Below are 13211 nucleotides of genomic sequence, written 5' to 3'. Positions count from 1 at the left end.
CTTCAGCGCGGCGGCACGGCCGCGGGAGGTGGCTGCGGAGCCGGAGGCGTCGGCGCCGCGTAGATGTCGACGCCCTCGGCCTCCTCGTCGCTCGCCGGCGCGACGCCCGCCTCATCCATGACCCGTTCGAGCGCGGCGACGGTCACCGGTGACGGCTTGAAGTTGCCGAACCGGTAGCCCTGGGCGATCGTCAGGGGCGTCCAGCCGTAGCGGTTCTCCTCGTTCCAGACGTCGATCGCGGCGCCGTTGGCGGCGAGAAACTCGACCACCCGCGGGAGGTTCTTGTAGGCGGCGCCGTGCATGGCCGTCTCGCCGTTGTCGTCGACCGCGTTGATGTCGTCCCCGAGCTCGAGGAGCAGCTCCACCACCTCGAGCACCTCTTCCTCGGTGCCCGCGTCCTCGCCCGGCGAGCGCGTGCCGAGCCCCGCGGCGGCCATCAGCGGGGTGCTGAACTCGTCGTTCTTCGCGAGCGGATCGGCGCCGAGGTCGACCAGAGTCCGCATCAGCTCGGCGTCGGAGACCAGCGCCGCCAGCATGAACGGCGTCGATCCGACTTCATGGTGCCGCGTGGCGTTCAGGTTGCGCCGCTCGGTCATCCGCGCGTTCAGATCCGCGCCTTGCGCGGCGAGCTTGCGGACGAGATCGAGACTCGACATGCGGCCGGACCCGTACGGCGCGGGATCGTTGTCGCCGACCCCCGGCTTGCGCACCCGAGGTATCAGGTGCAACGCGGTATAGCCGGGGCCGGCGGCGTTCGGATCGGCGCCGGCGTCGAGCAGCGCGGCGGCGACGTCATAGTGGGCGTTGGTGACCGCCACCATCAGCGGCGTGGTGCCGACCCGGAGCGACGCGCCGGTGCGGTACGCCCGCTCTCGGCGGATCACCTCGTCGACCGTGCGGTTGACGTCCACGCCCGCGGCGAGCAGCGTCCGCACGACCCCCAGGTGCCCCTCGCGGACGGCGAACAGAAAGGGCGTGAATCCGGAATCGAGCGGGGTGCGAAAGTCGGCCCCGACCTCGACGAGCGTCTCCACGACGTCTGCATGCCCCTCGGCCACCGCCCACATCAGGGCGGTCTGTCCGCGCTCCGGCTCCCCCGCCGCAAGGTCGGCTCCCGCGGTCAGCAGCGCGCGGACCGCGCCTACCCGGCCGGTCCGTGCCGCCGTCATCAGGACGGTCTCGCCGCCGGGCAGCGTGGTGTTCGGATCGGCGCCGGCCGCCAGGAGCCGCTCGACCATCTCGACGTTCGCGTTCTCGGCCGCGAGCGAGAGCGGCGTGACGCCATACCGGTTCTCGGCATGCACGTCGGCGCCGGCCTCCACGAGCCGTCCCACCAGATCCGCGTCGTCGTGGTACGCGGCCCAGTGGAGCGCCGTCATGCCGTCCACCTGCCGCTCGTTGACGTCGGTCGACGCCTGCAGCAGGTCACCGACCGCGGCGAGATCCTGGCGCTGCACCGCGTCTGCCAGCGGCGCGTCGGCGCCGGCGGCGCCCAGTGGCGCGGCGAGCAGCGCCGCGGCGAGCCAAGCCCCCAAGTAGCGTGTACGGTGCATGCCTGTCTCTCCCAAGCCCTGTCGGCGTTTACCGGTACTGCTGCGCTCTCGAGTCCGGATAGTCTGCGCCGTCTTCCGCGGCGCAGACTCCCGGCCCCCTCAGCCCGCCAGCGACAGCGGATCGAGCAAGGTCTCGATTCGCCGCGTGCTGTCCGCGAACTTGTCCAGGCGCACGCCGACCGCATCGAGCAGCGCCAGGTGCAGGTTCGCCATCGGCTCGGGCTCCGCGTACTTCAGGTGCCGTCCGCCCTTCGACCGGCCCGCGCCGCCGCCCGCGACGACAACCGGCAGATTGGTGTGGTCGTGGACGTTCGGGTTGCCCATGCCGCTGCCGTACAGGTACAGCGAGTGGTCCAGCAGCGAGCCGTCTCCGTCCGGCACCTCGGCCAGCTTCTCCAGGAAGTAGCCGAACAGCGAGACGTGGTACTGGTTGATCTTCGCCAGCATCGCGAGCTTCGCCGGGTCGTTGCCGTGGTGCGATGTCGGGTGGTGCGGATCGGGCACGCCGATCTCGGTGTAGGTCCGGTTGCTCGCTTCGCGGGAGAGCTGGAACGTGACGACGCGGGTCACGTCGCCCTGCAGCGCCAGGAGCTGCAGGTCGAACATCAGCTTCGCGTGGTCGGCGTAGGCGGCCGGGACGCCGACGGGACGGTCGAGGTCCGGCAGCGGGTTGTCCAGGGTCTCCGACTCGGCCCGCTGGATGCGGCGCTCCACCTCGCGCACCGTGTCGAGGTACTCGCTGACCTTGGTCCGGTCGGCGGCGCCGAGCTGTCCCTGCAGGCGCGCGATGTCGTCCCGAACCCAGTCGAGCAGGCTGGCCCGGCGCCCGAGAGCGGCCCGCCGTTCCTCGGCGCTGCCCCCTTCGCCGAACAGCCGCTCGAACACAACGCGCGGATGCGCCTCGGACGGCAGCGGCGTGGTCGGCGAAGACCACGACAGGTTGTTCTGGTAGACGCAGGCGTAGCCGTTGTCGCACTGCCCCACCATGTCCATCAGGTCCATCGCCAGCTCGAGCGACGGCAGCCGCGTCTCCTGCCCCATCTGCTGCGCGGCGATCTGGTCGACCGTCGTGCCCAGGTAGTAGTCGCTGCTCTCGGTCCACTTCGCGGTGGCCGCGCTCAGGAACGCGGCGTTGGACGTGGCGTGCGTGCCCGGATAGGCGTTCCGCAGCTCCAGGTTGGTCAGGACGGTGAGCTGATCCTGCACCGGCGCCAGTGGGCTGAGGCTCGGCGACAGCTTCGCCAGCGCACCCGCCTCGCCCGGCGGGGTCCAGCTCTGGATGTGCGAGCCCATCGGGATGTAGACGAATCCGAGCCGCCGCACCGGGGCGGCCGGCGTGTTGGCCAGGGCCGTCATCGACGGCACCATCGCATCGAGGAGCGGAAGCGCGACCGTCGCGCCCATGCCCCGCAGGAACGTCCGCCGCGGCAAGGCCTTCTTCGAGATGATCATGATGCTTTCCTCATCTGGAACGGTGCGCTGTTGACGATCTCCATAACCAGCGACGAGAACCGGAAGTCGTCCGCCTCCGCTTCGCGCACGATCCGGCGGACGGCGGGCGCGTCGTAGTACTCGACCCCCCTCCCCGTGGCGAACGTCAGCAGCTTTTCGGCAAGGGTGGTGACGAACAGCTCCGGGCGGGCCAGCAGCGCTTCTTGCAGATCGCCCACGCCGTCGAAGGCCGAGCCGTCGAACAGCGTTCCGGAGGCGTCGATCGGCGCACCGGCGTCGGCGTCGCGCCAGCGTCCGACCGCGTCGTAGTTCTCGAATGCGAACCCGACCGGATCCATCAGCCGGTGGCAACTCGCGCAGGCGGGGTTGGCCCGGTGTCCCGCGAGCCGCTCGCGCATCGAAACCGCCCGCGCGCCGGTCCCCGTCTCCTCCAGCTCCGGCACGTTGGCGGGCGGCGGGGGCGGGGGCACGCCGAGCACGTTGTCGAGGATCCACTTGCCGCGGATCACGGGGGACGTGCGGGTGGCGTAGGACGTGACGAGCAGGATGCTCCCGTGGCGGAGGAGTCCACCCCGCGGGGCGTGATCCTCGTCGCCGTCGAACTCGACGCGGCGGAACCGGCTGCCGTAGACGTACGGTATGCCGTAGTGCTTGGCGAGGCGTTCGTTGACGAACGTGTAGTCCGCGCGCAGCAGGTCGAGCACGCTGCGGTCCTCGCGCATGACGCTGTCGACGAGCATCTCCGTCTCCTGCCGGAAGGCCTGCCGGAGGTTGTCGTCGAAGTCAGGGAAGACGCGCATGTCCGGCGCGATCGAGTCGAGGTTGCGCAGGTGCAGCCACTGCCCGGCGAAGTTCGTCACCAGGTTGCGCGAGCGCGGGTCGGCCAGCATCCGCCGCACCTGTTGCTCCAGAACCCTCGGGTCCCTGAGCATGCGCCGCTCGGCCAGGTCGAGCAGCTCGTCGTCCGGGATGCTGCTCCACAGGAAGAACGACAGCCGCGACGCCAGCTCCAGGTCGTCGAGGCGATAGGCCTCGCCCGGCTCGACGCCGTTCGGATCCTGCTCGATGCGAAAGAGGAACTCGGGGCTGACCAGCACGGCGGCCAGCGCCATCTCCACTCCCGCCTCGAACCCGTCCGCGGCGCGCGCCGCGCGGTAGAGATCGAACGGCCCCTGCAGGTCCGCCTCGGTCACCGGCCGGCGGTACGCCTGCCGCATCAGCTGCTTCAGGATCCGCGTCGCACAGGCGTCGTCCTCGTCCGGAGTGGCCGGCCGGCAGATGAGGATCGCGTCCCGGCTCGGCGTGCGGCCCGGCCCGGTCGCGTCGTACGGACCCGTGATCGATACCTCGTAGACGGCCGGCTGCAGGCGCGGGTGGCGGTAGTAGTTGAAGTGCGCCTCGTAGGGCTGCCGCGCCGTCTCCTTCAGCAGCGACGGCAGCTTCGGGAACGTGACCCCCAACGCGTGCCGTCCGGCGGTCACCGGCATCCGGACCTTCAGGTGCGCGTCCACGTTGTCGTGGGAGGGCTGATAGATCAGCGCCACGTCCTCCCGGTACGCCGGCCGCTCCACCGTGAACAGCTCCACGCGCTCGCCGTCCAGCAACAGCTCCACCTGGTGAGCCCCGGTCAGCCCTTCGACGTGCTCGTTGCGGTCGCGCGCCAGGCGCACCGACACCTCGTAGTGGCCGTCGACGGGAAACGTGTGCTCGACGAGGACGCCGCCGCGCGTGCCCACCGGCAGGCCGGCGATGTGCTTCTCCTGCGTCAGGTCCGGACGGAGCCGGACCGTGGTGCCGCCCGGCGCGCGGCCGGCCCGGCCGACGGCGAGCTGCGCGATCTTCTCGGCCGCCGAGACGTAGCGCTCGAGCAGCGTCGGCGACAGATTGCCGACCGTGATGTTGTCGAAGCCGAAGCTCGAGGAATCGCCCGGCAGCAGGTCGGTGACGTCGACTTCCAGCGCGAGCAGATCACGGACCGCGTTGTGATACTCGGTGCGGTTCAGCCGCCGGAACGTGTCCGCGCGGCCGGGGTTCGGCTGCGCCGCGGCCAGGCCGTCGAGGGCGCTCTCCAGCGATGCGAGCGCGGCCGTGTAGGCGGCCTCGTCGGGCCGGCGTCCGCCAGCCGGCGGCATCTGCCGTGCGCGCAGCTTGCGGGCGACCTTCTCCCACGCCTCCCGGTTGTCCCCGAGCGCCTGCGTGTTGATGGACTCGAGCGCAAGTCCGGCCGTCCGGGTCCGGTCGTTGTGGCACGAGAGGCAGTAGCGGTTGACCAGACTGTGGTGGGGCGCGTCGGCCGCCACCGCCGCGGTGGCCGACTCCTGCGCCTCGACGGAAGCGGCGGGGCTCCCGGCGCCCAACAGCCCGATGAGCATGACGACGATGCCGACTCGCCGAGGGTTCAGCATGCGTTTTCTCCTGCGCCGGGATTCCGCGGACGAAACCCGATCGCCGTATTCTAGGCGACCTTCGGCCGACGGCCAAGCGTCAAACTGTCCTACGCCGGCCGCAGCGGGCGGAAGAACGTCCGCAGGTCCTCGACAAGCAGCTCGGGCTCCTCGATGGCCGGGAAATGACCGCCGGTGTCGTGGACCGTCCAGTGCGTGACGTTCTCCGCCGGCTCGCTGAGGATTGACCGCGGCGGGTGCGCGCGCAGCGGGATGCCGACGAACTCCGCGAATCCCTGCGGAACCTGTACCGGCCCCACTGCCCCTCTACGCTGCCGCGAGCTGCCCAGCCCGTTCGCGTGGTAGTAGCGGACGCTGGTCCCGATGGTTCGCGTGTGCCAGTAGATGGAGATGAGCGTGAGGATCTGGTCCTTGCTGAAGCGCGTCTCCACGTCACCGTCGCAGTCGCTCCAGGAGCGGAGCTTCTCGGTGATCCAGGCCGCCAGTCCGATGGGAGAGTCGGTCAGGCCGAAAGCGAGGGTCTGCGGCTTCGTGCCCTGGATGCGCTGGTAGCCGGTCTCGTCGATGGACCAGAGGTTGGCGCGCGCGAGATAGTCGCGCTCGTCGTCGGTCTGCGGTTCCCGCTGCAGGCGCGGCGGCGCGCCGGGCGTGTGGACGCCGACCAGGCGGTCCGGGTAGCTGGCACCGAGCACGCGCGTGATGCCCGCACCCCAGTCGCTGCCGTAGGCGCCGAAGCGCTCGTAGCCGAGCCGGTCCATCAGGGCAACCCACAGCTCGGCCGTGCGCACGACGTCGGTCCCCTCGGCCGGCTCGCCCGAGAATCCGAAGCCGGGAATGGAGGGCACCACCACGTCGAACGCGTCGGCCGCGTCGCCGCCATGGGACGCCGGGTCGGCCAGCGCCATCACCGACGGGAGCATCTCCCAGACCGTGCCCGGCCAGCCGTGCGACATGACCAGCGCCAGCGGCGCAGGTCCGCGTCCGCGCTGGTGGACGAAGTGGAGTAGCTGACCGTCGATGCGGGTCGTGTAGTGGTCGAACGCGTTCAGCGCCGCCTCGTGAGTCCGCCAGTCGTACTGGTCGCGCCAGTAGGCGATCAGCTCTTCCAGATAGGCGCGGTCCGTCCCATGGGACCACGGCTCGCCCGGCGAGTCCGGCGGCCAGCGCGGAGACTGGAGACGGCGGCCCAGGTCATCCAGCTCGGTGTCGGCGACCCGCACCTCGAACGGCTCGATGCCGGCCGGGGCCGACGCCTGCCCTGCACCGGCGCTCCCGGCCCCGCCCGCCGCGTGGACCCTGGCCGGTCCGAACGAGACGCCACCCCGGGCTCCGACAGACGCCGACGCGCCAGCGGCGCCCATCATCTTCAGAAGCGTGCGCCGATCCAACCGTCGCTGCGATTCCGACGGGTCGGGCGGCAAGCGCAGCCGCAAGGCGACGATCTCCGGGTTACACATCCGTCAACCGGCCGAGCGGGCCCGTGCTGTCGCCGAACGTCTCCACGGGCAGCCCCAGCTTCTCCAGCACCGTGACCCACAGGTTCGCCAGCGGCGTGCCCTGCGGGTAGCGCACGTAGCGCCCGCCCTTGATGCCGGCCTTCGTCCCGCCCACCAGGGCGATCGGCAGGTCGTCGTAGAAGTGCGTGTTGCTGTCGCTGATGCCGGTGCCGTAGAGCATCAGCGTGTGGTCGAGCATCGTGCCGTCGCCCTCCGGCAGCGCGGCCAGCTTCTCCACCAGGTAGGCGAACTGCCGGAAGTGGTGCTCGTTGATCTTGTGCAGCCGTGCCAGCTTCGCCGGCTCGTCCTGGTGATGCGAGAGCGGGTGGTGCGAATCGGGCACCCCCACCTCGGGATACGCCCGGCCGCTGATCTCGCGCGCCAGCATGAACGTGCTGATGCGGGTCAGGTCGGTCTGCCAGGCAAGCCCCAGCAGATCCATCATCAGCCGCGCGTGCTCGGCGTAGTCGCTCGGGACGCCGACCGGCTGATCGACCACCGGCAGCTCGCGGGCGCTCTGCTGCTCGGCCATCTGGATGCGCCGCTCGATGTCGCGCAGCGCGTCGAGGTACTCGTCGAGCTTGTTGCGGTCGGTGGCGCCGATAACCAGCTCCAGATCGCCCAGGGCCTCGTTGACGCTGTCCAGGATGCTCCGGTCCCGCTTCATGCGGGCGAGCCGTGCGTCCGGGTCGGTGCTGCCGCTGGTGCCGAACAGCATCTCGAACACGGCGCGCGGATCGTTCTCCGTCGGCAGCGGCGTCGTCGGCGTGCGCCAGGAGATGGTGTTGGTGTAGGCGCAGGACGCGCCGCCGCAGGTCCCCAGCATGGAGTTCGGCTCGATCCCCAGCTCCAGCGACGTAATCTGCGTCTCCTTGGAGAGCTCCCGCGCCGCGATCTGGTCCATCGTGGTCTCGGCGTAGACGTCGGCGCCGTTGGTGTGCCGGAACGGCACGCAGGTCAGGAAGGTCCCGGCCGCGCGCGCGTGCGCGCCGCCTCCCTTGACCAGATTGGCCGCCTCGTCGTTCAGGCCGCCGCACATCAGGATCCGGTCCGCGAAGCTGCCGGCGGACTGCAGCGTGGGCGGCAGATCGTCCGCGGTGAGCGGCCCCTCCGCCTTCGGCGACCAGTACGGCATCGACATCCCGTTGGGCACGTAGAAGATGCCGAACCTCCGCACCGGCGCCGCGGCGGTCCTGCTGGTCGCGGTCAGCGCCGGGACCATGCAGTCGAGCAGCGGCAGCGCCACCGTCGCGCCGATCCCGCGCAACACGGTCCGGCGTGGCAGATGCATCTTGCTGATGAACATGCCTTCTCTCCCCTTGATGCGAACTCCGCGACGATTCCCCGCGCGCGCCATCGAAGGGCGTGCGCATCCTTCCAGTCCGCCTACTACTGCCCGGCCGCCGCGGGCGTCGCGCCGTCGCCGGCGTCCGGTATCCGCTGCATCCGGAACGGATCGCTCGACACGACCTGCTGCACGAGCGACGACCAGCGATAGCCGCCGCCCTCCAGTGCGCGCACCATCCGGCGGATCGCCGGTGCGTCGTAGTACATGACGCCGCGGCCGAGCGCGTAGGTCAGCAACTTCTCCGTCACCGTCCTGACGAACTCGCCGTCCCCCTCGCGCAGCAGCGCCTGGCGGAACGCGCGCGGGCTGTCGACGGTTGTCCCCGACAGCTCGATGGCGGCGTCGATGTCGGCCCCGCCGTCCTTGTCGCGCCAGCGCCCGATCGCGTCGAAGTTCTCGAGCGCGAAGCCGAGCGGGTCCATCCGTCGATGGCAATTGGCGCAGACCGGGTTCCTCCGGTGGGCCTCCATTCGCTCTCGCAGCGAGGTGGGCTGTGCCGCGTCGCTCTCCTCCAGCGGCGGGACGTTGGCCGGCGCCGGCGGGGGCGGCGCGCCGAGCAGCGCTTCCAGCACCCACTTCCCGCGCAGGACCACCGACGTCCGGTTGGCGTACGACGTTACGGTCAGCAGGCTCCCGTGACCGAGCAGCCCGTGCCGCCGGTCGTCGTTCCACGCCACGCGCCGGAAATGGCTGCCGTAGACATCCTCCACGCCGTAGTGCCGGGCCAACTGCTCGTTCAGGAACGTGTAGTCCGCCTCGAGCAGCTCGGGAATCGGGCGGTCGTGGCGCACCTGGCTCTCGAAGAACAGCTCGGTCTCGCGCACCATCGCCGCGCGCAGCGTGTCGTCGAACGCCGCGAACAGCCGGTCGTCCGGCTCGTGCGACCCGAGGTCGCGCATCTGCAGCCACTGGCCGACGAAGTCGTTCATGAAGCGGCTGGCGCGCCCGTCAGCCAGCATCCGCCGCACCTGGGCCGAGAGCACGGCCGGATCGCTCAGCCGGCGGATCGCCCCCAGGTCGATCAGCTCGTCGTCGGGCAGGCTGCGCCAGAGGAAGAACGACAGCCGCGACGCCAGCTCGATATCGCGCAGCGGATGGACCTCGCCGGGCCGCGCATCCACCGGCCGGGCCTCGACCCGGAGCAGGAACTGCGGCATCGCGAGCAGCGTCTCCAGCCCGCGCTCGACGCCCGCCTCGAAGTCGCGCTCGGCGCGTCCCTCGCGGTACGCGGCCAGCAGCGCCTCGACCTCCGTCCCGGTGACGGGACGGCGGTACGCGCGGCGCGCCAGCGACCCGAGGATCTCCCCCGCGCATGCCTCCTCCGCGGCCAGAGTCGCGTCGGCGGGGCGGCAGACGAAGATCCGCTGGCGGCTGGCCGTGTCCGCCGGCACCGCGCCGTCGAACGGACCGGCGATGTAGAGCATCCCGATGGCGGGCAGGTCGGTGACCGCCGCCGGGCTCGGGGCGGCGTCGGTGAACGAAACCGACACCAGGCGCGAGCCCGCCGCGAGCGGCAGGCGGAACGTCATCCCGCCGTCGGCGGTCATGCGGTACTCGTGCAACCGCTGTCCCGCGACGTCGTCCTCGCGCGGCGCGATCAGCGAGCCGGGATCCGGCCCGGGATACTCGCCGCCGACCTCGTAGCGCTGAACGAGCGCCCGGTCCACCCGCACCTCGATCTGATGCGCCCGCTCGCCGATCCCCTCGATGGCCTGGCTGGTGCCGTTGCGCTTCATCCGGATCGTGAAGACGTACTCGCCGTCGAGCGGGAAGTGATGGCGCACGGCGAGGCCGCCGTGGCTGGCGAACGGCATCCGCTCGTCGAGACGGACGTCGCGGCGCTCGAACCCCGTGCGATAGACCTGCATGACCGGCCTGTTGTCCGGGCTGCCGATCGCCGCACGGCTGATCTTGGTCGCGGCCGCGATGTAGCGGGACATCAGCGCCGGCGTGATGGACAACACCTCGGCGTTGTTGTCGAAGCCGAAGCCGGCCATGTCGCTCGGCAGCAGCGCCTCGCCGTCGACCTCCAGCCCCAGCAGGTCCTCGATGGCGTTGACGTACTCCACGCGGTTCAGCCGGCGCGAGACCACCCGTCCCGGATTGGGATCGGCGGCGGCCACCCGGTCGAGGGCCGTCTCGAGCGAGGTCGCGAAGGCATCGATGGCGGCGGGCGCCGGCCGCGGGCGCCCCTCCGGCGGCATCTGCCCGGCCCGCAGCTTGCGCACGACCTTCTCGAGCACGTCGGCGCTGCCGGCGACATCCTCGACGTCCAGCCGGTCGAGCATGAGGCCGGCCGTCTGCAGCCGCTCGTTGTGGCAGGTAATGCAGTAGCGGTCGAAGATCGCCCGCGAGAGGGGTTCGTCCGACGGCGCCGCTTGCCCCGCCGGCGCCCCTGCGGCCTCGGCCGGTGTGGCGCCCGCCGCCTCGAGGGGTGCGGCGTGCGGGAGCGCACCCGCGGCGATCACGATTCCGACGAGTCCCACGGCGCCCGAAAGCCTCGGCATGAACATGGTCGTCCGCCTCGTGGTCCGCGATCCGAAAAGCCTGTTTCTGTTAGAGGTCGGAACGCAGTATAGCCCGGAAACCGTCGCCTGGGGCTCCGTCGTTCCGCCCAACCAGACCATTCCGGAATTCTGCACCGCTTCTGCGGCGCAGACTTCCGGTACCGGAGGACTCGAGCGGGCCGGGCCGCCCCGTACTCGAATCAATCGGATGGACGGCTGCCGCCAGCCTGCGTATAGTGGGCGGCATCGGTCGACATCGTCGTAATCGACACGCGGAGCGTGAGGAGCCCGCGCCTTCGGTCACGGACTCCCGGGAGACAGGACGATGAGCGCCAGCATGTATCGATCGGCGGGTCTGTTCGTCATGGCGTCGGCGATGGCCGGTGTGGCGTTGCTCTTTGCCGCACAGGATGCGCGCGCGCAGGACACGCGCGTGGTGGAGGCCGCGGCCGCCCAGGACGCCGAGGCGGTTCGCACGCTCGTCGAGCGGGGCGCGGACGTCGACGCGCGGTGGGCGGACGGGTCCACCGCCCTGCTCTGGGCGGCCCACTGGAACGACCTCGACATGGCCGGGCTGCTGCTGGCCGCGGGCGCCGACGTGACCACGGCCGACGATCACGGCGTGACGCCGCTCGATCGGGCCGCCGAGAACGCGAGCCTCTCGATGGTCGAGACGCTGCTGGCGGCGGGCGCCGACGTCAACGCCGCTCGCGCCAGCGGGCTGACGCCGCTGATGGTGGCCGCGCGCACCGGGAGCCCGGCGGTCGTCGACGCGCTGCTGGCCGGCGGCGCGGAGGTGAACGCCCGCACCGGCGCCACGAGCGGCACGGCGCTGATGTGGGCGGTGGCCGGCTCGCACGCCGACGTGGCGCGCGCGCTTCTCGATGCCGGCGCCCAACCGGCGACGTCGACCGCCGACGGCTTCACGTCGCTGCTGTTCGCGGCGGCCAACGGCGACATCCCGATGGCCGAAGCGCTCATCGCCGCCGGCGTCGACGTCAACGACGCGGGAGCGGACGGCACCCATGCCCTGCCCTACGCCATCGCGAACGGCCAGGACGCGTTCGCCCGCTTCCTGCTCAGGCGGGGCGCCGACCCGAACGGCGCGATGGGCGGCATCCGCGCGCTGCACGTGGCTGCCGGCAACGTCGGCACCTGGCTCGGCGACTGGTCGCGCGGCCACGGCTACGGCGCGCGGTTCCGCGGGCGCAACCTGCCCCCGGATCGGCGGCTGTCCCTCGTGCAGGCGCTCCTCGAGCGCGGTGCCGACGTGGATGCGCGGATCACGACGTCGGCCATGTTCATGAGCTACATCGGCCACCCGACCAAGGGCGCGTTCGAAGGCTTCGCCACCGGCACCGGAGACCTGCGCGGAGCGACTCCTCTCTGGGTCGCGGCGTACGCGGCCAACAGCGGCGGCGGCGGAGCGCTGGAAATCATCCGGACCTTGCTGGCCGCGGGCGCCGACCAGCACGTGACGACCGACGACGGCACGACGCCGTTCATGGTGGCCGCAGGTCTCGGCCGCGCCACCTACACCCCGCGCGAGCCGCGCGGGGTCCGCTCCGAGAGCGCCGAGGCCGCGGTCCGTATCCTGCTGGAGGCGGGGGCCGACATCAACGCCGCCAACGAGGCCGACTTCACCGCTCTCCACGGCGCGGCGTACCGCGGGCTGAACGAGGTGATCGAGTACCTGGTGGCCGAGGGCGCCGACATAGACGCGCGCGATTTCCGCGGCCGCACGCCCTACCGCATCGCGGAGGGAACCAAGCAGTCGTTCCAGTTCCAGAGCTGGCCGGAGAGCGCGGCGCTGCTCGAGCGGCTCGGCGCCAACACGCGGCTGGGAATCCCGGGCACCGTGCAGGAGAAGATCCGCGACGTCCCCGCGGCTGCGAACGACCAGTTCTAGGCGTCTGCACCGCAGAACGCTCCATTCGGGGGCGCGCCACCCGGCATCAAGCCGAGCGGCACTCCCTACTTGCGCCGCGTGATCGACTCACGCAGGATCATCGGCGCTCGCCGGTCACCCCGTACGCCCTCGGAGGCTCCAGCCCTCGCGATACTCCTCGTCGAGGAACGCGTTCGCCTCCGGCACGTTCGTGACGCGCATCCGCTCGGCGTCCCACTCGATGGCGGCGCCGCTGCGAACGGCCAGGTTGCCGAGCAGCACGACCTCGGTCAGCGGACCGGCGTGCGCCTCGAAGCTGGACCCGGCCGCGCCGTTGTCCTTGCAGGCGTCGATCCACTCGCGGTAGACACCGGCCGAGCGCGGGTACTTCTTCGGCGGCGGGCTGGCCATCACGTCCTCGTGCAGCGCGGTGGGAAAGACGCGCGGCTCTCGGCCGTACATGTCGGCGCCGATCACGCCGTCGTCGCCCACGAACAGTTGCCCGCTGGCGCCGCCGGGCAGTCGTTCCCCTGCCGCCAGCTCGGGCGGGCGGGGGGCGGGG

7 protein-coding genes are annotated in these 13211 nt (G+C 71.3%); 1 reads left to right on the top strand and 6 read right to left on the bottom strand.

Translation table 11 applies throughout. The features are described from left to right. Window positions 1-2 precede the first annotated feature (2 nt). The 6 genes from F4X11_02490 to F4X11_02465 all read right to left on the bottom strand — a co-directional run bounded on the left by F4X11_02490 (window position 3) and on the right by F4X11_02465 (window position 10761). A complete protein-coding gene (locus F4X11_02490; protein MYN63891.1) occupies window positions 3-1553 on the bottom strand; it encodes an ankyrin repeat domain-containing protein in 1551 nt (516 codons plus the stop codon). Between the two features lie 99 nt (window positions 1554-1652). Next, entirely contained in the window at window positions 1653-3005 is a 1353-nt protein-coding gene (locus tag F4X11_02485; protein ID MYN63890.1) for a DUF1552 domain-containing protein, read from the bottom strand. After that, entirely contained in the window at window positions 3002-5410 is a 2409-nt protein-coding gene (locus tag F4X11_02480; GenBank protein MYN63889.1) for a DUF1592 domain-containing protein, read from the bottom strand. Before F4X11_02480 ends, F4X11_02485 begins: the two co-directional genes overlap by 4 nt. Before the next feature lie 89 nt (window positions 5411-5499). Further along, a complete protein-coding gene (locus F4X11_02475; GenBank protein ID MYN63888.1) occupies window positions 5500-6771 on the bottom strand; it encodes an epoxide hydrolase in 1272 nt (423 codons plus the stop codon). A gap of 88 nt (window positions 6772-6859) precedes the next feature. Continuing rightward, a complete protein-coding gene (locus F4X11_02470) occupies window positions 6860-8212 on the bottom strand; it encodes a DUF1552 domain-containing protein (protein ID MYN63887.1) in 1353 nt (450 codons plus the stop codon). Between the two features lie 83 nt (window positions 8213-8295). After that, window positions 8296-10761, bottom strand: coding sequence for a DUF1592 domain-containing protein (locus F4X11_02465; protein MYN63886.1), 2466 nt, complete (start codon window positions 10759-10761; stop codon window positions 8296-8298). 325 nt (window positions 10762-11086) lie between these two features. Between F4X11_02465 and F4X11_02460 the strand changes: the two genes are divergently transcribed. Next, window positions 11087-12670 carry a hypothetical protein gene (locus F4X11_02460; protein ID MYN63885.1) on the top strand — a complete coding sequence of 528 codons (1584 nt, stop codon included), beginning with the start codon at window positions 11087-11089 and terminating at the stop codon, window positions 12668-12670. Window positions 12671-13211 lie beyond the last annotated feature (541 nt).

This window comes from Acidobacteriota bacterium, from assembly GCA_009861545.1.
GTDB lineage: Bacteria > Acidobacteriota > Vicinamibacteria > Vicinamibacterales > UBA8438 > WTFV01.
This window is presented reverse-complemented; position numbering and strand designations above follow the sequence as displayed.